Source organism: Pseudoalteromonas sp. ASV78, assembly GCF_047806705.1.
Taxonomy (GTDB): domain Bacteria; phylum Pseudomonadota; class Gammaproteobacteria; order Enterobacterales; family Alteromonadaceae; genus Pseudoalteromonas; species Pseudoalteromonas prydzensis_A.
Genome location: NZ_JBLOPA010000001.1, coordinates 1,290,513 through 1,312,681, shown reverse-complemented (window position 1 = coordinate 1,312,681; position 22,169 = coordinate 1,290,513). Strand labels below are relative to the sequence as shown.

Annotated in this window: 22 protein-coding genes and 1 riboswitch; of the genes, 14 read left to right on the top strand and 8 right to left on the bottom strand. The window is 41.2% G+C overall.

What is annotated here, in order from left to right; translation table 11 throughout:
- The first annotated feature begins 89 nt into the window (after window positions 1-89).
- On the top strand, window positions 90-593 hold the full coding sequence (locus tag ACMVDV_RS05860) for a peptide-methionine (S)-S-oxide reductase (protein WP_416157515.1): 504 nt from the start codon (window positions 90-92) through the stop codon (window positions 591-593).
- 27 nt (window positions 594-620) lie between these two features.
- Here ACMVDV_RS05860 and ACMVDV_RS05855 read toward each other — a convergent pair whose 3' ends face one another.
- The 5 genes from ACMVDV_RS05855 to ACMVDV_RS05835 all read right to left on the bottom strand — a co-directional run bounded on the left by ACMVDV_RS05855 (window position 621) and on the right by ACMVDV_RS05835 (window position 6,421).
- Window positions 621-929 (bottom strand): hypothetical protein, encoded by a 309-nt coding sequence (locus tag ACMVDV_RS05855; RefSeq protein ID WP_416157514.1) that lies wholly within the window; start codon window positions 927-929, stop codon window positions 621-623.
- 150 nt (window positions 930-1,079) lie between these two features.
- On the bottom strand, window positions 1,080-1,628 hold the full coding sequence (locus ACMVDV_RS05850) for a DUF4136 domain-containing protein (protein ID WP_192542713.1): 549 nt from the start codon (window positions 1,626-1,628) through the stop codon (window positions 1,080-1,082).
- A gap of 169 nt (window positions 1,629-1,797) precedes the next feature.
- Window positions 1,798-4,575 carry an ATPase gene (locus ACMVDV_RS05845; RefSeq protein ID WP_416157513.1) on the bottom strand — a complete coding sequence of 926 codons (2,778 nt, stop codon included), beginning with the start codon at window positions 4,573-4,575 and terminating at the stop codon, window positions 1,798-1,800.
- The gene (locus tag ACMVDV_RS05840) at window positions 4,575-5,120 is read right to left on the bottom strand and encodes a condensin complex protein MksE (RefSeq protein ID WP_304180471.1); all 546 of its coding nucleotides are present in this window, start codon (window positions 5,118-5,120) and stop codon (window positions 4,575-4,577) included. Before ACMVDV_RS05840 ends, ACMVDV_RS05845 begins: the two co-directional genes overlap by 1 nt.
- A gap of 5 nt (window positions 5,121-5,125) precedes the next feature.
- Window positions 5,126-6,421, bottom strand: coding sequence for a hypothetical protein (locus ACMVDV_RS05835; RefSeq protein WP_416157512.1), 1,296 nt, complete (start codon window positions 6,419-6,421; stop codon window positions 5,126-5,128).
- A gap of 178 nt (window positions 6,422-6,599) precedes the next feature.
- On the opposite strand from ACMVDV_RS05835, the gene nhaD reads away from it, so the two are divergent.
- Complete coding sequence (nhaD, locus tag ACMVDV_RS05830) at window positions 6,600-7,847, top strand: sodium:proton antiporter NhaD (RefSeq protein WP_304180467.1); 1,248 nt, start codon at window positions 6,600-6,602, stop codon at window positions 7,845-7,847.
- A 115-nt stretch (window positions 7,848-7,962) separates the two neighbouring features.
- A riboswitch (Lysine riboswitch) is annotated at window positions 7,963-8,134 on the top strand.
- Window positions 8,135-8,212: 78 nt separating this feature from the next.
- Window positions 8,213-9,616: a lysine-sensitive aspartokinase 3 gene (gene lysC / locus ACMVDV_RS05825; protein ID WP_416157511.1), complete on the top strand. Its 1,404-nt coding sequence runs from the start codon at window positions 8,213-8,215 to the stop codon at window positions 9,614-9,616.
- Here the strand turns inward: lysC and ACMVDV_RS05820 are convergent.
- Window positions 9,593-10,339, bottom strand: a complete 747-nt coding sequence (locus ACMVDV_RS05820) for a 4'-phosphopantetheinyl transferase family protein (RefSeq protein ID WP_416157510.1) — start codon at window positions 10,337-10,339, stop codon at window positions 9,593-9,595. The two genes, lysC and ACMVDV_RS05820, sit on opposite strands and share 24 nt — an antisense overlap.
- A 152-nt stretch (window positions 10,340-10,491) precedes the next feature.
- On the opposite strand from ACMVDV_RS05820, the gene ACMVDV_RS05815 reads away from it, so the two are divergent.
- The 3 genes from ACMVDV_RS05815 (at window position 10,492) to ACMVDV_RS05805 (ending at window position 12,853) form a co-directional block, all read left to right on the top strand.
- Window positions 10,492-11,814, top strand: coding sequence for a sodium-dependent transporter (locus ACMVDV_RS05815; protein ID WP_416157509.1), 1,323 nt, complete (start codon window positions 10,492-10,494; stop codon window positions 11,812-11,814).
- 120 nt (window positions 11,815-11,934) lie between these two features.
- Window positions 11,935-12,366: a biotin/lipoyl-containing protein gene (locus ACMVDV_RS05810; RefSeq protein WP_416157508.1), complete on the top strand. Its 432-nt coding sequence runs from the start codon at window positions 11,935-11,937 to the stop codon at window positions 12,364-12,366.
- A gap of 7 nt (window positions 12,367-12,373) precedes the next feature.
- Window positions 12,374-12,853 (top strand): zinc-ribbon domain containing protein, encoded by a 480-nt coding sequence (locus tag ACMVDV_RS05805; RefSeq protein ID WP_416157507.1) that lies wholly within the window; start codon window positions 12,374-12,376, stop codon window positions 12,851-12,853.
- A 443-nt stretch (window positions 12,854-13,296) separates the two neighbouring features.
- Here the strand turns inward: ACMVDV_RS05805 and ACMVDV_RS05800 are convergent, their stop codons facing one another.
- Both ACMVDV_RS05800 and ACMVDV_RS05795 read right to left on the bottom strand, forming a co-directional pair.
- Window positions 13,297-14,277, bottom strand: coding sequence for a 2-hydroxyacid dehydrogenase (locus ACMVDV_RS05800; RefSeq protein ID WP_416159056.1), 981 nt, complete (start codon window positions 14,275-14,277; stop codon window positions 13,297-13,299).
- The gene (locus ACMVDV_RS05795) at window positions 14,243-14,764 is read right to left on the bottom strand and encodes a glutathione peroxidase (protein ID WP_304183386.1); all 522 of its coding nucleotides are present in this window, start codon (window positions 14,762-14,764) and stop codon (window positions 14,243-14,245) included. The genes ACMVDV_RS05800 and ACMVDV_RS05795 overlap by 35 nt, the downstream gene beginning before the upstream one ends.
- A gap of 122 nt (window positions 14,765-14,886) precedes the next feature.
- Between ACMVDV_RS05795 and ACMVDV_RS05790 the strand changes: the two genes are divergently transcribed.
- From ACMVDV_RS05790 to ACMVDV_RS05755, 8 genes are all read left to right on the top strand, one after another.
- Window positions 14,887-15,768, top strand: a complete 882-nt coding sequence (locus tag ACMVDV_RS05790; protein ID WP_304183384.1) for an NAD(P)-dependent oxidoreductase — start codon at window positions 14,887-14,889, stop codon at window positions 15,766-15,768.
- A gap of 198 nt (window positions 15,769-15,966) precedes the next feature.
- Window positions 15,967-16,605 (top strand): thermostable hemolysin, encoded by a 639-nt coding sequence (locus tag ACMVDV_RS05785; protein ID WP_416157506.1) that lies wholly within the window; start codon window positions 15,967-15,969, stop codon window positions 16,603-16,605.
- Window positions 16,605-18,077, top strand: coding sequence for an AMP-binding protein (locus tag ACMVDV_RS05780; protein WP_416157505.1), 1,473 nt, complete (start codon window positions 16,605-16,607; stop codon window positions 18,075-18,077). Before ACMVDV_RS05785 ends, ACMVDV_RS05780 begins: the two co-directional genes overlap by 1 nt.
- Window positions 18,074-18,763: a TenA family transcriptional regulator gene (locus ACMVDV_RS05775; RefSeq protein ID WP_416157504.1), complete on the top strand. Its 690-nt coding sequence runs from the start codon at window positions 18,074-18,076 to the stop codon at window positions 18,761-18,763. The genes ACMVDV_RS05780 and ACMVDV_RS05775 overlap by 4 nt, the downstream gene beginning before the upstream one ends.
- Window positions 18,760-19,554 carry an SDR family oxidoreductase gene (locus ACMVDV_RS05770; RefSeq protein ID WP_416157503.1) on the top strand — a complete coding sequence of 265 codons (795 nt, stop codon included), beginning with the start codon at window positions 18,760-18,762 and terminating at the stop codon, window positions 19,552-19,554. The genes ACMVDV_RS05775 and ACMVDV_RS05770 overlap by 4 nt, the downstream gene beginning before the upstream one ends.
- Before the next feature lie 2 nt (window positions 19,555-19,556).
- Window positions 19,557-20,204: a hypothetical protein gene (locus tag ACMVDV_RS05765; RefSeq protein WP_416157502.1), complete on the top strand. Its 648-nt coding sequence runs from the start codon at window positions 19,557-19,559 to the stop codon at window positions 20,202-20,204.
- A 1-nt stretch (window position 20,205) separates the two neighbouring features.
- The gene (locus ACMVDV_RS05760; RefSeq protein ID WP_304183375.1) at window positions 20,206-20,865 is read left to right on the top strand and encodes a response regulator transcription factor; all 660 of its coding nucleotides are present in this window, start codon (window positions 20,206-20,208) and stop codon (window positions 20,863-20,865) included.
- Window positions 20,865-22,169 carry an ATP-binding protein gene (locus ACMVDV_RS05755; RefSeq protein WP_416157501.1) on the top strand — a complete coding sequence of 435 codons (1,305 nt, stop codon included), beginning with the start codon at window positions 20,865-20,867 and terminating at the stop codon, window positions 22,167-22,169. Before ACMVDV_RS05760 ends, ACMVDV_RS05755 begins: the two co-directional genes overlap by 1 nt.

Genomic DNA, 22,169 nt, shown 5'->3' with positions numbered 1-22,169 from the left:
TGAATAGGGCGCTATTGTACATTAATTCGTAAAATTGCCTATTAATGGCCCATTTTTAACTTACTTTGATGTGATTGAGGTCTCAATAGATGAATATACAACACGATAATAATCTTAATTTAGACAGTGTTTATTTTGCTGGCGGCTGCTTGTGGGGCGTTCAAGAGTTTATCAAGCATTTACCCGGTGTGATGAGCACTGAAGCCGGGCGTGCCAATGGCACCAGTAACAATACCGCGGGTGAATATGACGGTTATGCTGAATGTGTGCAGGTGGTTTTTGATACCGATAAAGTGGCGTTGAACACCTTGATCAGCTATTTCTTTGAAATTATTGACCCTTACAGTATTAACAAGCAAGGCGATGACGTAGGAGAAAAATACCGTACGGCCATTTACAGTAAGCAGCCAGCGCATCTAAACATAGCGAAAGACTTTATTAGTACTCGTGATGATGCAGACAAAATAGTGGTTGAAGTACTGCCTTTGACAAATTACGTAGCAAGCGATCCTGAGCACCAAGACCGCTTAACCAATTTCCCCGATGATTACTGTCATATACCGCAGTCGTTACTGCATAAATACAAAAAGTAACGTACTGAATTTAAGCTCAGATGTTATTTAGGTGTTTGGTTGACCAACTTTTTCATTTTTACCAAAAAAAGTAATAATAAGTGCAACAAATATACCTACAAAACCAACTGTTGAAAATACGAGTTGATATTCACTGTAAATATTTAATATATTCAAGATGCTAGTAAGTAGTAGTAACGATATACCAGTGATTTTTATGAGCGTTAGTTTTTTATTTTGACAAAACCACGCTAGGCATGATGGACACTGTTTCTCGGCGTAAATACTGCTTTTGTTCATCTGTTTAATATCTTTGCTGTTAAATTTTTCTTGGCAGTGAGGGCACGTTAGTTTCATTATTATTCCTTTAACTATAACATATTGAATTGTAATATTTTTCCACTTTTGGTCGCATATTAAACTGAGTCTTAGCTAATACGCTCCAAATTACTACTGGGTATAAAAAAGCTCACTAAAAAGTGAGCTTTTAAAACTATTTATAGCAGATTATTTTGCTAGTTTTTCCGGCGGGAAGCCAGAAAGAATAGTTGCAACGGCTTCGTTTACTGCTGCGTTACGCTGTTCAGGTGTTTGTTTCTTTTGTAGGCGACCTTCACGAGCACCACGCCACACAAGTTGGTTAGAGGCGCGGTCAACAACGTCAATCACTAAAGTGCCTACATCATATTCACGAGTTGTTGTTTGGGTGTTATAACCCATACCCCAGTAATTCCAACGCGCACCGTAACCTACGTTAAATGTGTCAACGTCAACTTTAGTATCAACAGAGGCGTGATAGTTAATCAATACATCAGCTGAGGCTTCGTCGGCAGGTGTCATACCGTTTGCTTGTAATTGTGCATTTACCGCTTCTCGTACACGTTTTTCCATTAATGGACTGATTTGATAATTACCAGCATCTGCTAAGGTAGCTTGTGGAAACCAAGCAAAGGTTTTGTAGTTAGTAAAGTCCACAGATTTGTCGTAATCAATATCGGGGGTTTTTGCACAGGCTGCAAGTAGTAATACAGCAGCTGCAATTAGTATATTTTTCATGGAGTTTGCTCCTTGGCAAATGTAATTACTTTTCGTTAGATAACATAACATAGAATTAATTCAAGGAAATGTTATTTTTTAGCTGTAATTTGTGTACAAAATAGGTGTTGATCAGTTTAGTCGTCCTTGACTGAATGATACATTAATTTACAGAGATACCGCTATTGCCCTATTCATGCTCCACTTCTATCCAGTCTTTTTCATCAACCCAGTTCTGGGCGCCGTCTTTAACTGAGCGAATGGGGACGATATAGTCACAACTGATCTGTGGTTTTACCGAGGCAAAAATAGGCACAAAGCCAAAACTGAGTGCGGTCTCTATGATTGCTTTTTGATTTTGCGGGTCGATATCAGCCGCTTCATCAATATAAATTGGAATACGGTATAAATTTTGCTCTTGGTCGCTTAATAAGTAGCGAATAAACAACATGCCGCATAATAATTTTATGGTGATGCGGGTACCGTTTGAGCCAGCCGAATCAATCTTTTCAAAATGCTCGGTTTCGCCTGCGCGGTTTACTACTTCAAAGCGGATATCAAATAAATCAGTTAAGGTTAAACCCGCTTTATCGGAGGCAAGTTTAATTAAGTGATCTTTGGCTTCGTTTACCGCGCTTTCGCTGTACGGTTCTTGGCTCAGTAAATCCAGCGTGTCGCCTTGCTCAAACTGATTTGAAGTACTGATGATAGTATCAATACTCTCTACCAACATTTTGCGCGGGATCACGTTAATTTTAAACGCTTGTAAGTTAGAAATACGGTGCTGACTAATGCCTTTGTTAAAGCTGTTCATTTCACGGCGCAGTCTGTCTAAATCTTCACGTAGACCTTTAATCGTGGCGGCTACTTCAGTTAATGCGACACGCGCTTGGCGTTCAACCGCATCGCGTTCGTTATCAATATTATGAAACGCGCCAATCAGCTTTTGATATTTACTAAACTCGTCGTTTTCGTTATCAAATTTAGTAATACCGGCATTATAAATATGTAAATAGGTATTACGTACGTTGATATCAAAATTACGCAGCTCTTGGCAGTCTTTATTAAAGTGATGCACTAGGTCGCTGAGATTATCAAAGTCAATTTGAACATCAATCATATAGGGCGTGACTTTACCGCTATATAAATCGAGGGTGTGGTCAATTCGCTCAGATTTAACTTGGCGTAGGCGATCTGCTTGGCGGGAAATAAGATCTTGTTTCGATTTAATAATCGAACGTCTATCACTAATTGAACCGCTGTTATTTTGAATATCTTGCAGGTAGCTATCGACTTGCTCGCGCTCAGCTAATAACTGCTCTTTTAACAGCGCCTGTGCATCATTAGATTGCAGCATAATTTGGTATTGTTCAAAGCGTTTCAGAGCGCTTTCTGCTGCCATTAGTTCATCGTATAAGGCATCTTTTTCTTTTTGCTTTTCAGCCACGTTTGCCGCTACGTCACGCTGTTGTTTGAACTCATTAAGAGAATGCTCAAGGGCGTTGAGTTGCGCACTGAGCTGCTCTTTATTTTCACCGCTTTGCATTTGCACTGGTGACAGCTTTTTCAATTTAATAGTCGCGCCGGGCAGGGTGAGTACACCGCCTTTCACGTTATCTGATAATTGTTCTAAAAATGCACCAAAGGCGTCTTCGTCTGTAATATCAATATCACCATTACTGGTGGTGGCAAATGAGAGAATATCAGGGTTTAAAATACGCGAAATTTCTTCCACTTCTTTTAGCGATAAATCCTCACGCATACGGGTAAATAAATTAAACTCAAGATTTTTAAGCTGCAGCTTTAAGCTCTTAATCTGCTTTTGGGTTTCACTAATACGGTAATCAAGGGTATGTAAACTTTGCCCTTGGGCACTGTTGATTGAATGCGATAGTGACTCGTAATCTTGTTTTAATTGCGCAAGGCTGACTTTTAAAGTCGCTAAGTTGACTAATTCAAATTCAGATTTTAGGGCACCAAAGTCTAAAAACCATTGCTCAATTTGTGTTTGCCTGCGTTCAATATCACGCGATTGCTGGACATAAAGTTGTTGTTTTTGCTCAAACTCGTGTTTTTCGTGTTCAATGTCTTCAAGGGCAATATTAAGCTCAGCTAATTGCGCTTGTTGATAAGTGTCAAAGTCAATCAAGGCTTGGTCAATTTTCGGCGCGTATGCGGCAAGCTTTCCTTTGAGTACGGTTTGATTCTCAAGCATTGATTCAAGGGCGCTGATAGGCTCTTGCATCGACTCGAGTGCTTTTAGCTCACGTTTTGCACGGTTTACTTTATCAAAGGAGCGACGCCACACTTCATAAAAGTCGACCTTAGAGTTTGACATATGACGTTCAAATACGCGTAACATAAAGCGCTTTACGTCGGCAGCGCCTAATTTATGCAGGTTCAAAATACGGCGGAAAATTTCTTTATAAATTGCCGAATCTTGCACGTTGTTAAGCGGGATCATCTTTAAGTTAATGTCGCCATCAAATGGCGTGGCACCACCCGTTAATAGTGCGTTGAGCTCTTGCGCTTTAAGCTCGATAGGGTTAAAGCCTTGCTCTTTTAAATGATTAAACAGCTTAGTGAACTTAATAATGGTTTTACCTTGAGTGTACTGCTCAAGATCAAGCTTGCCTTGGTAACAAAAAAACTGATGTGCGTAACCGGCAATTTTACCAAGCCCAGCTACACCAATCACCACCGGGCCATGGGGCAGGTCGGCTTCGAGTAAAATATAGGATTGATCTGACGAAAAATAAAATTTACGAGTTTCGTCTAAATCATGACCGTCCCATTCTGTTAGGCGTAAATCATTAATAAGCGGAAATTGCAGAGCATTGATCACCGAGCTTTTACCGGTGTTATTTGGTGCACAAATTGAGCTGCTTTTATCAAGCGGGATCACACATTTGGCATAACCGGCGGTGTTTAATAATGCCAGCTTACTGAGGCCGTATAGGTTTTTCATTATTCGTCCTCTCCAATATAGGTTTCTTCGTTTACTTCCATTAGCGCATCAATATAACGGTAAATAGGCGCTTGCAGCATAAAGCCATTTTCTACTTCTCGGCCGAGGCCTAAACGTACCATGCGTAAGTACACGTCTTTGCGTAAATCAGAGCCAGAGAAAATTTCGAGCTGATCAAACAAGTGTTTGTTCATTTGCACTAGCGTTTGCATCAGTTCTAAATCGTTTACTTCGTCAAATAAGGCGCGCATTGGATCTTTACCTGAGTTGGCGTAATGCTCAATAAGGATATAAACCGTTAAGGCAATAGCGCGGGAGATTTTGCCCATATTGGGTGTACTTTCATCGCTGGCAAAATAGTAAAAACCACGACTGTCGTGTTGTAAATCGTGGCCCAGCGCATTAAACAAGGCACGGTAGGCATCAATTTGTTGATCAAGCTCTTGCCACATCACGGTGTCTTGCTCGCTAATATGATAGCCGGTGACTAATTTTTTATTAATCGCTTGTAGATGGCTCAATTCGTCTAAGTTTATCTGTGTCATAACGGTTACTCATTCCCTGTTGAAGATTGCTCTGAGGCAACAGGTTTAGAATCAAATGGTTTTGTATTAAAAGGGAAAAGTGAGAAATGTTGCCCTGCGATTTTTACGCGCATTTTTTCATCGCTTTGATTGATTTCAATCTCAGTGTCGCTGACCAATTTTTGATATAAAAACAGCATTTCGTCGGCTTCAAGGTCGGGGTAGCTTTCCCCTAAAAAGGTCAATAATGGCAGGGGCTTTTTACGCTTCGCATTGAAGCGTTTTTTAAAGTTCGCTTTAACATTATTGTAATCTGGAATATTTGGCGTAACAAAAGCGGGCACGTCTTGTTGATCTGGAAGCTCGTATTCACTGTGTTCAAACTCAACGAGTGCAGCCATGTAAGCGACCATATGCCGTTGTTGCCCTAATGAGAACCGCTGTGTGTCAGAGACAAAATGTGGTTGTACGGCACTGAGCATATTATCAACGCCATTTTTGCGCACTAAACCAAGCACTTTAGCTGCTTGACGAGTGATCATATTATTACGGCGCAACTCTTCACGCAGTGGCATCAGCATATCAGCGCTTTTGCGTAGGCTTTCTCGGCCTACTAAGTGCATTTCTAAAATACGGGTACGTAATCGTTCAAGCATACGTTTATCTTGGTACGCTTTACCGCTGCGTTCTATATATTCGATTTGCGTGCTTATTTGTGTTTCGATGGTATTAAAACAAGCATGAAAATCGCCACGAATATCAACCATCTCAAGCATAGGTTCTATGTATTCATCAAAGGCTTCAATAACGGCTTTGTAGCGTTTTTGCAATGATTGCACCGCATTGTTGGCTTTTGCTTGTTCTACAATATTTAAAATAGCATTTTCGTTGTGGGCAAATAACTTCATTATTTTGCGCACCCGATCATCCATAATACGACTAAAACGGCGCATTTCGTCGTAGTCTTCAATACTACCGGCATTGTCCAAACGGTTACCCAAACGGGCTAAATCTGCAACCAATACGCTAATTTCTTGGGCTAAACCTAAATGCTCTTCTTGCAATAAAAAAGTGGCAAAATCAGCGATCGCGCGATTAATTTCAAGCTGCGACGACTTAGCCAAAGGAATAATAATATCTTGGTTTAAAAGGCGGTTGGTCTCTTTGTAGATACGTTCATTTGACCACGTTGGCTGTTTTTGTTTGATCGCATTTTGTACGTCTTTTAAGCTGAAATCAGCCATCTTAAAACGTTTAAATAGCAGTTCTAACATTCCCCAATGCTCTGTAAGGGTATTTAGCAACTTTTTAGCTGGGATCATAAAGCTCCAGTAACTCGAATTAATACTGCATAGCCTAGGTACAGGCTATCAGCGATTTGTCTTATAAAAGTGAATTTGCAATAGTTTTACACAGTCTTTGGTGCTAGACTGCGCGCCGTGTCGTCCTGCGGCATATAGCATACAATTTTTACATTTTTATAAAGGTTGTTCAAACACCATGGTATCTGCAATTATCCTAACCCTGATAACGCTTGCATTCGTGCTCATCGTTATAGAGGATATTATCCATGTAAACAAGGCCAAAACCACGCTTTTCTTTGGTACTTTATGCTGGATTATCTTATTTATCTCGCCGCTCAACGGGCAAAGCCCCGAAAATATACAACATCAACTTGATCACAATATTTTAGAGATTGCCACACTCTGGTTGTTTTTAATGGCTGCAATGACCTTTGTTGCCTATTTAAACTCCAAAGGTTTTATCCAAAATATTGTGCACAGAGTCATGCCCAGTGCAATAAGCGAACGCAAATTGATGTTTTTGATTGGTGGATTCTCCTTCTTATTTTCGTCAATTTCAGACAATATCACAGCCACATTGATTTCGCTTGCGGTGGTGATGTCGTTAAAACTGGATCCTAAGAAGCTAATTAAATACGCCACATTAATTATTTTTAGCGTTAACTCAGGTGGTGTGTCTTTGATCACCGGTGATGTGACGACATTAATGATTTTCCTTGATGGAAAAGTCAGTATTGCTAACTTGTTATTGTTAGTTGTGCCTGCACTGGCAAGTGTGGCACTGCTGGCGATTATGTTGTCGTTTGGGTTAAATGGTGCTGTTGAGTTTACTAAACAAGAAGAGCGCCGTATTGAAAAAACTGATATTACAATTGCAGTCATTTTCTTATCAACCATTATCGCGACGCTGACACTCAGCGTACTTTATCATGTGCCGCCGTTGTTAACCTTCTTATTTGGTTTATCGCTGATGTTTTTAGTGGCGCAATTTTTAATGCGTAAAAAAGACGTGAATAAAAAAATCATCGATTATATTCGCGAAATAGAATACGACACCTTGCTGTTCTTTGTTGGCGTATTATTACTTGTAGGTGCATTGAAAGAAGTCGGCATGCTGAACAAGTTCACTCACCTTTATGAATTAATGCCAGCGCAATATGCTAACTACTTAATGGGTATTTTGTCAGCTGCGGTTGATAACGTACCGCTGACGGCTGCATTGCTTAAAGCAGAAATCGTGATGAGCCCGCAGCAATGGCTATCGTTCACCTATGCAACTGGCGTGGGTGGCTCTATGCTAATCATCGGCTCGGCTGCCGGTATTATTGCCATGAGTAAAGTAAAAGCGCTGACCTTTATGAGTTACTTACGTATGTCGGTGTATTTATTGATAGCGTATACAATCGGTTATATTGGATCATATTTAGCAGGTAGCTTTATTTAATAACTTTTATTATTTAAAACAACTTGACAGCTAGACGTCTAAACGATAACTTTCAAAGCCCACTTTATGTGGGCTTTGTTATTTTAATTGGTAATTATAGAATGCAATTAATCTAACATTCAGAAGAGGTGCGGTATTTAGGTACTTAATGTGAGGCGACGACTGCCTACGACCATTAAGGAGGGAAATATTCGCCGAGAAAAACAACTGCACGTCACAGTGGTTTTTCGGTTTATGGGGCTGAATCCTCAAAACTGTCACCAATTAGGTGGAGAGCTTCTGGCAGTGGACTTTTTCTTATCGAGCCCCCCCTTGCCAAGTTCTTCTTGTTTTATCGTGGTGTGAATGCCACAAAAGGAGACGACATGAATACCCAATTAGCTGCTAATAACGTGCAACAGTCAGCGAAAAATCAAAAATCAGACTACGTAGTCGCAAAGTTCGGTGGCACCAGTGTGGCTAACTTTGAAGCGATGAGCCGTTGCAGTGAAATTATTGTAGCCGATAACAATGTACGAGTAGTGGCTGTGAGTGCCAGTGCCGGTGTAACCAACCACCTAGTTACCTTGTGTAAAAAAGATATCTCAAGTGATGAACGCAGTGAGAACATTGCGGGCGTTATTGCCATTCAAGACGCCATTTTAAACGAGCTGTCATTGGATGCTGATTTAGCTCATGGCTTTGATGAAACCATTAAAGCTTTTAAGTTACTTGCCAGTGAGCCACTAAAATCAAAACAACAACATGATGAGTTATTGAGCTTTGGTGAGCGTTTATCGTCGTATTTATTTACTCAAGTGCTGCGTTTAAATGGCTTAAATGCGGTGCGTTTTGATGTGCGCCAAGTACTTAAAACCGATAGCCAGTTTTCTAAAGCAACGCCAGATGTTGCAGCAACAGCCGCGGCGGCAAAAGAGCATTTAATACCGCTTTTAAAAGAACATGTGGTAGTTACCCAAGGTTTTATTGGCAGTGACGCGCATGGTCAAACTACCACACTTGGTCGTGGTGGTTCAGATTACAGTGCGGCATTACTTGCCGAAGCCATAAACGCTAAAAGCGTGCATATTTGGACTGACGTAGTGGGAATTTTTAGCACCGATCCGCGTTTGTGCGTAAAGGCCACACCTATTGCCCGGTTAAGTTTTGATGAAGCGGCAGAAATGGCGACCTTTGGTGCTAAAGTCTTACATCCTGCCACTATTTTACCCGCGAGCCGCAGCCACATTAGTGTATTTGTAGGTTCAAGCCGTGAGCCTGAGCGTGGTGGCACCTGGATCGAACGTGAAAAATCACAAGTACCAGGTATTCGCGCGGTAACACAGCGTAAAAACCAAATTTTGTTAACCCTAAAAAGCCCTGAAATGCTGTTAGCGAGTGGTTTTTTAGCTCGGGTGTTTGCAATTTTAAGTGAGTTTAATATCTCGGTTGATTTAGTGACTACCTCTGAGATAAGTGTTGCTATTACGTTAGATAATGCCCCGAATGCCTCGCGTCCTGAGCTTGATCAAGAGTGTTTAGACAAGTTAGCTGAGTTTTGTCATGTATCGGTTGAAAATAATTTAACCTTAGTGGCGCTGATTGGTTCAGAAATTCAGTTGCGTCAGCAGCAAGTTAATTTAATGCAGGTGTTAAGTGATTTTAATATTCGGCTAATTTGCCACGGTGCGAGTAAACATAACCTGTGCTTTTTAGTGGAGCAGAGCGAGTCAGACTTTGTTGTGCAAGCGATCCACAGCCGTTTATTAGAAGTTCAACACGCCGCGTAACTGCGAAATAGAATTCACCACAGAGCACTGCCAGTCAGTGCTCTTGTCACTCACTACAGTGATATCAAACTCATTATATTGACAACTCACTGCCGCTAAATTTGCTCGTGTAAGCTCGGTAAATACATTGGGACTCAGTAACTTGGCAATTGGTTTACTGGTAGCTTTAGCCAGTGCTTCTTTTAAGGTCCAAATTCTAAAAAAACGTGCAGCGCTTTGCTGTTGGTTTTGCGTAATTAAATTAACTTCATCTTGATGATAAAAATGCTTAGCGAGCTTTGTAAATGGACGCTTCAGGTTTATTTTTTCAATATCAAAACCAAACTCACTGCGCGTTACATTCAGCGCCGCACCGACAAAGCCGTTTGAATGCGATAAGCAACTGCTAAACACCGTTTCGCTGCCGGTGATATGGATGAGTAACTTACTGCTTGGCTCGTCAAATTCAGAACTGATCTGATTTGCAGGTAACTGACTGAACTGCGATGAATTTTGCTTTAGCAAATACTTAAGTAATAGCCGAGTGGCTAAATACTCTTGCTTGGCTTTGTAACTTTTACGCCGAGTAATTATTGCCAGCTCAAAGGGGCTTAACAGCGCGTTTAAATCGAATTCATCGACATTTAACTGCTGGGCATCAAATAATAAAATAGTATTCGCATTGCACGGTTGCACGCTGTGCTCGTTGATAACGATTTGCTGTTGAAAAAATAACGCAGGCATAAAATCCACAATTAAAGAGATAAAAGAACAAACATGTTTACATTTTGTGCGGTTGTGCACTGGTTAATTAAGCCAAGGCAAATTTATTACTCAGTGACTGTGAAATATGGTTTAATTCACAATAATGAAAAATAATAACAGATTGTAGATGTATGGCACAATTGCGTGATGGTTTTCAAAGCCGCCTTGGCTTTGTTTTAGCAGCCTCTGGCGCTGCGGTTGGATTAGGTAATATTTGGGGGTTTCCTACGCAAGCGGCAAATCATGGCGGTGGCGCGTTTTTACTGGTTTATTTTATTGTTATCTTTTTACTGGCGTTACCCGCTTTATACACTGAGTTGTATTTAGGCCATCAAGCACAAGCGAACCCTGTAAAAGCACTTAAAAGTGCATGGCAACAGCAAGCACCAAACGTGGGCGCAGCCGCTGGCTATTTAGGCTTAGTGGGTGCCATCGTGATGCTGAGCTTTTATTCAATAGTCGCTGGCTGGATGCTGGCCTATGCGCTTGAGCCAATAAGCACATTTTTAGGCTTTACTGAATTAAGCCAATTTTTACAAACCGACTCTATGGCACGTAATTTTATATTTACGCCATTGATGCTAATACTCACTGCGAGCATTATTCTCAAAGGAGTTAAATCGGGTATTGAAATTTGGTCGCGACGGTTAATGCCGATGTTGTTGGTGTTACTGGTGGTGTTAATTGTCTACATTGCAACGCTTGACGGTGCCAGCGAAGGCTTTGCAGCCTATTTAGTGCCAGACTTTAGCCAAATACTCGATCCAGGGTTAATTATTGCGGCAATGGGGCAGGCGTTCTTTTCGCTGTCATTGGGTGTCGGTTGTATGATGATTTATGGCTCGTACTTGCAGCCTGATGCTAATTTACCGCGGTTAACTGCGTCGGTCGCGTTACTTGATACAGGGGTTGCCTTTTTAGCGGGTTTATTAATTATTCCTGCAATTTACGTGGCGCAGCACAATGGCGTGCAAGTATTTAGTGATGGAAAATTAGTGGGAGAAGGGCAACTGATTTTCGCAATTCTACCGCAGTTATTTAATACTATGGGCGAAATTGGCTTATTGGTTGGTTTACTGTTTTTTGTATTAATGTCGATTGCATCACTCACATCGACTATTTCATCAACTGAAATTCCAGTGGCTTTTTTAGTTGAAAACCATCAAGTAGAGCGTAAAAAAGCGACGTTTTTAGTGAGCTTAACAGTTTTAGCCGCGTCATCCTTGATTATTTTCAATTTTGATTGGCTATTTGGTTTAGTGATCATGGTACTGACTCAGTATCAATTACCGCTTATGGGCTTATTTTACTTTATCACTGTAGGGTGGTTATGGCGCCGTGGTAATCAATTAAATGAGGCTGCAAGTGGTATGCGTTATTGGTTTGCTCAGTACATACGTTTTGTATGCCCAGTACTGATGACCGCCGTGTTCGCTAATGTCGCGTTTGGTTGATAATTTAGCCGTCAGCCGTCAGCCGTCAGCCGTCAGTTTTTTAGTTTTAAGCGTTAGACTATTATAAGCCATAAGTGAGTACAAGCAGCGTTAACGCTGCGTTTTATCCAAGGAGGAATTATGAACATAGATGTTAAAGTACCCACGCTTCCAGACTCAATACACACAGCAGATATCGCTAAGCTTTATGTTAGTGAAGGTCAGCTTGTTTATGCAGGGGATGTGCTATTTGATGTTGAAACTGAAAAAGTTGTATTAGAAGTCATGGCTGACTGCAATGGCATTATTGAGAATATAACGATTGCAAATGGTGACCATGTTAATTCAGAGGAAGTTGTGATGACTGTAAAACAGCTTGCAGACAGCGAACTGCCAGCAAGACCAACAGTAGACCAAACCCATGACAGTAAACCGTCAGTAAGCGGCTCAGCAGAAGAAGACGCTATTGCTTCTGCATTATTTAGTAAATTAAATACTATCTGTTGGGTAATTGGTTTTATTATCGGTGTGGCCGCAGGCGCTTTAGGCACCCTTATTGTGCTGGGTAAATAGGTTTAATATGACCAATTATGTAAATCACCCAATATATGGCAGCGAGCCAATCCTCTCTGCTAATAGTTATACAAAGCAAGAAATCGATAATGCCCATTGGCGATATGCAAGTTTGCGTTACTTTCCTGAGACGGCGATCCCCGCAGCAATTGAAAAACAAAGTTACTGTGTATATCCAAGACAACTCTACGTTGATATAGAAGAGCAATGTGTTGATTGCCATAGAGCGTTTATATTTTTTGCTAAAGAGCAGCAATATTGGTTTGAAGAATTAAAGTTTTGGATTGATGCACATGCGATCAAGTGCTTTGAATGCAGAAAGAAAAGCCGTGCAATAAACCGGTTGCAAATTAGCTATGCAAACTTAATCATTAAAGAGCATAGAACGCTTGAGGAAACTCAATTGCTCAAGTCCAGCGCGCAGCAACTTTTTGATTTTGGCGTGCTCAAGAAAATAAATAAACTAAATGCTATCCGTAAAATGTGAGCGTTGGTTTTTATGGGAGATCTAATTTGTATCAGTTATTAAAATTAACCAGTATTGTATTACAGGGCTTTTTACTATTATCACTCTTTAATTTTTGTTCGGGTTTATACCGTGCTTTTTTAGCGCTGCCCACAAATGATCCTAAATTAATTTCAGCGCAAATTTCAGCTGGTGTGATTCTTTCAATTATTCAAATAATTCCTGCTTTAGTTGGACTTTTTCTTAGTGTGCGGCTTATTAACAAAAATAACAGCTCAAAGTCTTTTAATTTTTTCTGTAAATACTTCGCGTATCTTTGGCTGTTATTTATTCCGATTGGGTCGGTTTTAGGTCTTATGCAACTTAAAAGGTTAAAGCGAAGCTAACTTGGTTGACTTTGTCTCTTAGTTTTTAAACTTCTACCTAGCACCTAGCACCTAGCACCTAGCACCTAAATCAACCCCTTATTTAACTTCATTACTCAAAGGGAGTTGATGCGCGATTTCATGGGCGTTTTGTAATGTAGTTTGCGCAATTTCACGCAATGCTTCTTTGGTAAAAAAGCCTTGGTGGCCGGTGACCAGTACGTTTGGAAAACTTACCAAACGCGAAAACACATCGTCTTGCATAATTTCATCACTGCGGTCTTTAAAGAATAGTTCTGACTCTTGTTCGTACACATCTAGCCCTAAATAACCCAATTTTTTAGTTTTAAGTGCGCCAATACAGGCTTTGCTATCAACTAATGCGCCGCGGGAAGTGTTTATAAGCATCACTCCTTGCTTCATTTTGGCAAAAGCGTGTTCGTTGATCATATGATGAGTTTGCTCGGTTAACGGGCAGTGCAAAGAGATCACATCGCTTTGACTTAATAAAGTGTCTAGATCACAAATTGTATAATTGCCTGGTACTGCATAAGGATCGCAAACTAATACCTTGGCACCAAAGCCATTGAGTATATTTACTAAAGCCAAGCCAATTTTGCCGCAGCCAATGATACCAATGGTTTTTTTGAATAAGTTAAAACCTAGCAAGCCATTTAAATCAAAGTTATCTTCACGGACACGGTTATAAGCTTTATGGGTTTTGCGGTTGAGGGTAAGCATTAATGCCACACAGTGTTCGGCAACCGCCTCTGGGCTGTAGGCAGGTACGCGGCATACTTTTATACCGTGCGCTGTTGCGGCCGTTAAATCGACGTTATTAAAACCCGCGCAGCGGAGCAGAATAGATTTTACGCCAAATGCGGCGATCTGTTTTATTACGGCTTCATTCACAACATCATTTACAAATACACAAACGGCATCAAAACCTTGACACAATAGTGCGCTTTGTTCATTGAGGGCTTGTTCAAAATGGTTGAGGGTAATGCCTGTGTGGTTAGTTAAACAGGCATCAAAAGACGCCTGATCATACTTTTGCGAACTGAAAAGCGCTATTGTTATTTGCGTCATTAAGGGTACTCTCTATCACCATTTTTAAGGTTTCGGGTTTAGTGCGCGGTGCATAGCGCACTGATAACTGTCCCTCAGAGTTTATTAGAAACTTAGTAAAATTCCATTTTATGGCACGGTTTTGTGCAATTCCTCGGGTGTGGGCTTTTAAGTAATTAAACAGTGGGTGGGCTTCTGGGCCGTTCACCATTACTTTACTAAACACTGGAAAGCTAACATTAAACTGTTGTTGGTAAAAGTCTTTAATATCAGCATTAGCAATTGGCTCATTGTAATCAAACTGATTGCACGGGAAAGCCAACACAATAAATCCGTGCGCTTTATATTGCTGATACAGCTTTTCGAGCGCAGCTAATTGCACCGAAAAGTTACATTTACTGGCGGTATTGACGATTAAAATCGTTTTACCTTTTAACTGCTCAAGAGAAAAATCCTCACCGTTATAAAGAGGGGCGCTGAATTGATAGATGCTATCCATAATGTACCTGCTGTGTACCGTCCATGAAGAAATTTAATGAAGACTTTTTCATTCGCTTTTTTACTGTTCGGTTGAGATAATCAAAGTATCTTTTTAAGTTACCACTGAAATAGGTCAATTTTATGTCAATGAATGTTTCGTTTATCGGTTTAGGTGTTATGGGTTATCCAATGGCGGGTCACTTAGCGAATGCAGGTCACGCTGTTACCGTTTACAACCGTACTACAGCAAAAGCTCAGCAATGGGCACAGCAATACACGGGCGAAGTGGCACTGACACCGGCGCTTGCTGCAAAAGGGGCTGATATCGTATTTATGTGTGTAGGTAACGATGACGACTTACGTTCAGTGGTTTATGGCGCTGACGGGGTGATTGCAGGCATGCAAGCGGGCACTATTTTAGTTGATCACACCACAACCTCAGCCGACGTTGCGCGCGAAGTATCCGCTAATGCGGCACTAAAGGATATTGCGTTTATTGATGCGCCAGTATCGGGTGGCCAAGCTGGCGCTGAAAATGGTGTATTAACCGTCATGGCCGGTGGCGACGCAGCCGTGTTTGCAAAAGTACAACCTGTGATGGCGGCTTTTAGCCGTTTTAGCCAGTTACTTGGTGAAGTTGGCTCTGGGCAGTTGTGTAAGATGGTTAATCAAATTTGTATCGCTGGCGTTGTGCAAGGTTTGGCTGAGGGCTTACATTTTGCTAAACAAGCAGGCCTTGATGGCGAAAAAGTCATTGAGACGATTGCAAAAGGTGCGGCTGGTTCATGGCAAATGGAAAACCGCTACAAAACCATGTGGGCGGGTGAATATGAGTTTGGTTTTGCGGTTGATTGGATGCGTAAAGATTTAGGTATTGCCCTTGATGAAGCGAGAAACAACGGCGCAACACTCCCTATGACCGCAACGGTTGACCAATACTACGCTGACGTACAAGCCCTTGGCGGCGGCCGCTTTGACACATCAAGCTTATTGGCACGCATCGAAGCGTTACATAAAAAATAGATAATCAGAACCTCGGATAATAAATCTATCACCAGCAAGTAATTAGCGGGTAGATATGGCTTGTTATCCCTGAAATCTCCGGTTACGTAATCACTGACCCAAACATTGTTTGGGTTTTTTATAAAAATTAATTTTTCTTAAGGTTTATTTAAGTTTTGCTCGTTAGATTTTACCCATAGTCTAAAAAGAGCGAACACTATGCAATCACTTCAAGTTACTAACTTGCCTGTTACAAACACACATGATTATGTGTGTGCAAATGCAAACATGCCATTTCGTGTGCAATTAGAGCAAGTCGTTAAAGCGAGTTTTGCCAGAGCTTACGGCGCCAATATTAAGCAGTTTATGCCGGTATTATGCCAATTAAGTATTGCCGCTGATTCTTGCACGCTGGGGCTGAGAGCTGCTACTCAATCACTTTTTATCGAGCAATACTTACCAGAGCCGATTGAATACTTTGTTGATGTACCAAGGGAAGATATTTATGAGCTTGGTAATTTATGTTCAACAAACCGCAAAGCGACCCTCGCTCATTTTGTACTAATGAATGAAGCACTTTATCAAATTGGCGCAAAACGCTTGGTATTTTGTGCCACTGCAAAAGTGAGAGCATTATTAAAAATGCTCGGTGTTAATTGCACCGAAATTGCATTAGCCAATAGTCAGGCTCTTGATAACCCAGCAGATTGGGGCACTTATTATGAGAATAAACCAACACTGTGTGTGGTTGATTTAGCAGCTGCTCATGATTGCGTAATAAACACACCTCATTTGTTTAATATTAAACAGCACTATCATCAAGCGAGTTACCAATTAGCATCGCAATTGGAGGCATAATGGGGTTTTTATCGCAACTACCACACGCCGCGCTTGATACTGTGATTGTTGATCATCATGACCAACAAATGCAGCCGATCAGTAAACAGACGCTGATGCAAGCAGTGGCTGAGTTAATTATCGACTTTAAAGCGCTTGATATGTCAGCCGTGGCGTTTGTAATGGACAATACGCCTGCTTGGTTAATTGTTGACTTTGCATTGATTGAGTTACAACAAGTAAGCATTCCGCTGCCGACCTTTTTTAGCCCACAACAGCTAACTAATAGCGTGAATAAAAGCGGCGTTTCGCATTTTATCAGCGACACCCCCTGTGAACTTGACGGGTTAGAATGTATTGCGACGTTGAGCGTGTTAACCCGCTACCCGCTTTATATCTATAAAGTAAGCGCGTCGAGCCCTACACCATTTTTTACCGATACCCAAAAAGTAACGTTTACTTCAGGCTCTACCGGTGAGCCAAAGGGAGTGTGTTTATCGTTACAAAGCCAATTACAAGTGGCGACCTCATTGCATAAAAAAATAGCGATAAAGCAGCCAAAACATCTGTGTTTATTACCTTTGCCAGTATTACTTGAAAACATTGCAGGGGTTTTTGCACCGTTATTAGCCGCAGGTGAAGTGCATGTTATGACACTGCCTGAATTAGGCTTCTCTGGGGCAAAATTAAATGATGCCAGTCAACTGATCAATGCCATTGATCGTGTGCAACCGAATACGCTTATTTTGGTGCCAGAATTATTGACCTGTTTAGTGTGGTTTGCCAAGCAGGGATGGACAGTACCAAAGAGCCTGCAATTTATTGCCGTTGGTGGCGCGGTGGTCAGCAGTGAATTGATCACTGTGGCGCGTAGTTTAGGGTTAGCAGTTTATCAAGGTTATGGCTTATCTGAAGCTTCATCAGTGGTGAGCTTAAACACGCCAAATGATGATGACATAGAGTGTGCAGGGCGGGTGTTAAAGCACTTGCAAAGCAAACTGGTAGACGGCCAGCTATTTATTAAAGGACCCTTATTTTTAGGCTATTTAGGTCAACAGCCCCATGATCAAACGAGTTGGTATGCAACCGGTGATTTGGTTGATCAACAAGACGGTCGGTTAACTATTAAGGGGCGTTTAAAAAACCAAATTATTACTAGTTTTGGGCGCAATATCAGCGCTGAGTGGCCTGAATCTTTGCTACTTAGTAACAGTGAAGTACAACAAGCCGTTGTCTTTGGTGAAGGTAAAGCGCATTTAGTGGCACTTATTTATGCATCAGTAAATATGACTGATGAGGTATTAGCCGAGCATTGTCGAGGTATTAACGCACAATTACCTGAGTATGCCCAAATTAAGACATTTTATCGCTTAGCTGAACCACTTACTGCAGAGCGGGGATTATTAACCAGTAATAACCGCTCTAAACGCCAAGCAATAGCAAACTATTATCATGCACAACTAACAGCACTGTACAGTGAGGCAATATTATGAGCAATTTTTTCGAGACACTAAAATCACAAACCCAAGCAGAGCGCGAGTACTTGCTGGCTGCACCGATCATTGCTCGAGTATTTAAGGGGCAAGTAAGCACAACTGAGTATGCTTCATTTTTAGTACAAGCCTATCATCACGTTAAACATACGGTGCCATTAATGATGGCCGTGGGCGCGAAATTATCGACTGAACAAGAGTGGATCCGCGAGGCTGTTGCACAATATATAGAAGAAGAAATTGGTCATCAAGAGTGGGTGCTCAATGATATTGCAGTCTGTGGTTTTGATAAACAACAAGTACGTCAAAGTGCCCCTAAATTTGCCACCGAGTTAATGGTTGCTTATGCCTACGATACAATTAATCGTGGTAATCCATTGGCATTTTTTGGCATGGTGCATGTACTCGAAGGTACTTCAATTGCGTTAGCCGATAATGCGGCAAGTAATATAGCCAATATGACCGGATTACCTAAAAAGGCATTTAGCTATTTAACATCTCATGGCGCTTTGGATATTGAGCATGTGAAGTTTTTTGAAGATCTGATGAATAAAATAGAGTCTCCTGCAGATCAACAAGCGATTGTGCATGCCGCTAAATGTTTTTATAAGTTATATGGCAATATTTTTCGTGAATTAGATACAGATCCACAGTTTGCAAGCAGCGACTTGGAGCAAACTGCATGAACCGTCCACTTTGCGTGTTAACAGGTGCGACAGGCGGAATTGGTCAAGCCGTGGCATTAAAGTTGATTCAGCATGGCTGGCGTTTACTGTTAGTTGCTCGTCAACAAGCACAGCTAGAGGCATTACAGGTTAAGTGTGGCCAAGACTGTGAGATATTTATTGGTGATTTAACATCAGCACAGACTCGCCAAAAATTACTCAAACATGCTAAATCACTTGGTGGTGCAACAATGCTTATCAATAGCGCTGGCATTAATGTGATGCAAAGTTTTAGTGAAATGACGGAGCAGCAAATAGATGACTTACTGATAGTTAATCTGTCGGTGCCAATTAAGTTATGCCAACTATTTTTACCACAAATTTTAGCCAAAAAAGGTTCAATTGTTAATGTGGGATCATCGTTTGGCAGTATTGGTTATCCTTATCAAACCTTATATTGCGCAAGTAAATTTGGTTTACGAGGAATGACCGAAGCGCTGGCCCGCGAACTCAGTCACTGTGATGTAAAAATATTATATTTAGCACCTAGAGCAACTGATACAAATATCAATTCAGTGCAAGTACGCGCGATGAATAAAGCTTTAGGCAATACAATGGATCCACCTGATAAAGTGGCAGATGCGCTTATTTCATTATTGAAATCTGGAAATTCACGCAGTTACATTGGCTTTCCAGAGCGCTTATTTGTCAAATTAAATGGTGTTTTTCCATCCTTAGTAGATAACGCAATTGCAAAACAACTCCCTAAAATTAAAAGTTTTTTTGCAGATAAAATTGATAAAGGTGAATGACTATGACTAAACTATTTTATACTAGTTGCTTGTTAACTGGGATATTTTTAACCAGTGCAGCGCATGCCGATCTTGCTAGCGAATTAACTCAGGTACAAACAAGTTGGGCAACTGTGAATTATGAGTTAGCTGATAAAGCACAGCTCAATGCATTTGAAAAGTTATCAGAGCAGGCCGCTGGGTTTGCAAAGACCTATGCTGATCAGGCACAAAGCCATATTTGGTATGGTATTGTGCTATCAAGTTATGCTGGGGCAAAAGGCGGCTTAGGTGCGTTAGGATTAGCAAAAGATGCTAAAGCACAGTTAGAGCAAGCCATAGAAATTGACGGCAATGCGTTATCAGGCTCTGCTTACACCAGTTTAGCGACTCTTTATAGTAAAGTACCGGGTTGGCCAATTGGATTTGGTGATGATGACAAAGCGAATGCATTATTCAACCAAGCGCTTGCTATAAATCCAAACGGTATCGATAGTAATTATCTATACGCGGCATTTTTGTATGACGAAAGACAGTACAAAAAGGCAAAAACACATTTACTTGCTGCTCAACAGGCACCAGCACGCCCTGATAGGCCAAAAGCGGATTTATACCGCCAGCAGGAGATCACCCAGTTGTTGGCAAAAGTAGATAAGAAACTTAAGAGATAATATGCATTTACTACTGGTTGAAGATGATAAGTTAGTGGCTGAAGGATTATGTCGTTCACTTCGTCAACAAGGTTACAGTGTCGAGCACTGTGCAAGTATAAAATCAGCTATACAATGGCTTGAAAATGACGAAATCGAACTACTTGTGCTTGATTTAGGGCTTCCAGATGGCGATGGCATTGATGTATTAAAACACGTCAAAAAGCATCGCCCTAACTTACCTGTGGTGATCTTAACGGCACGCGGTAGTATTGACGACAAAGTTCAAGGGCTAGATTTAGGTGCTGATGATTATTTAGCTAAGCCATTTGATCCTGCTGAATTATTTGCTCGTTTAAGAGTCGCGAGTCGGCGCGTAACTCATGCGCAATCAAGTACTATTAGTGTAGCAAATGTAGAAATGGATACCTCAGCCTTTACAGTCACACTTGATCAGCAACCGGTAAATCTGCCGCGTAAAGAGTTTATGTTGCTAAAAGCGCTTTTTGAAAACCAAGGGCGCGTATTGTCTAAACAACAATTAGAAAGCAAACTATATGAATGGGGCGAAGAAGTCGGGTCAAATACTATTGAGGTACATATTCACCATTTGCGTAAAAAACTCCCGAAAGATTTAATTAAAACCTTACGTGGCATAGGTTATGTGGTAGGCAAACGTTAGTGTCAATTAAACGTAGACTCACGCTGATTATTCTATCGACGGTGATCCTGACTTGCTTTTTGGCATTCAGTAAAGGTTACCGTGAAAGTATGATCCAGGCGCAGCTGCTACTAGATAATGAATTGCAAACCATTGCTCATGTACTGATCGAGCAACCTATACACACTGATGCACCGATGCTGCGCAGTGATCTCAAACAATTACTGTTTCAAATTTGGCAAGATAACAACTTACTCAGCGCGTCTAAATCATTAGCTGAACTGGCGCAAAAACCAAGACTGAATGGATTTAGTGTTGAAAACTTAGCCGGGCAGCGGATGCGAGTATTCAGATTAACCATGCAGACAAAACAAGTGCTGGTGGCTGAACCGCTGAGTAAACGCTATGCCCTTAGCGAGACCATGATTTTGTCAGCAATGACACCTTTGCTTTGGAGTGTGCCACTGCTTGCAGTGTTGATCAGTCTATTTGTCAAACAAGGGCTGAGGCCCTTAACACGCCTTTCAACATTATTAAAAACGCGACAAGCCAATGACTTTACTGCCATTAATTGGCAAGTGAGTGAATACGAAATCAAACCGGTGATCTCACGGTTAAATGACCTATTTAAACGTGTAGAAAGTGCCTACCTGAGAGAGCGCTTTTTTGCCTCCGATGCCGCCCACGAATTACGCACCCCGTTGAGTAGCTTAAAAATAAATGTGCATAATCTACGCGCACAAGGTGACGGTTGCTTGGAGCTTGATGCAATGGCACAAGGTATCGATAAACTAAGTAATATTGTTGAACAAATGCTGATTTTGGGGCGCACCTATCCAGAGCAATGGCAGGCACAATTTAGCCCAATTTCAGTGCTTGAGATCAGCCAACAAGTGGTTGCACAGCTGTACGAACGACTTGATGCAAAACAACATATGATCAGTATTGAAGGCGATGATTATGTTATTAATGGTGATCAATTTACCTTGGCAACCCTATTTAGTAACTTATTAAGTAACGCCATAAAGTACACGCCCAGTGGTGGCAACATAGTGATCCGCTTAAACAATCAACAAGGTGCGTATGGTTGGCAGATTGATGACTCAGGCCCGGGCATTGATGATGCCCATAAAGCACGAATTTTTAACCGTTTTTACCGTGTTGGAGGTGATAAACATCCCTCTGCAGAGCAAGGTGCCGGATTAGGTATGGCGATAGTTGAACATATAATAACAATTTATGGTGCAAGTATTTATTTAGCCGACAGTGAATTAGGCGGCTTACAAGTACGAGTTGAATTTATGCAAGGAGCAGAGAGTGAATAA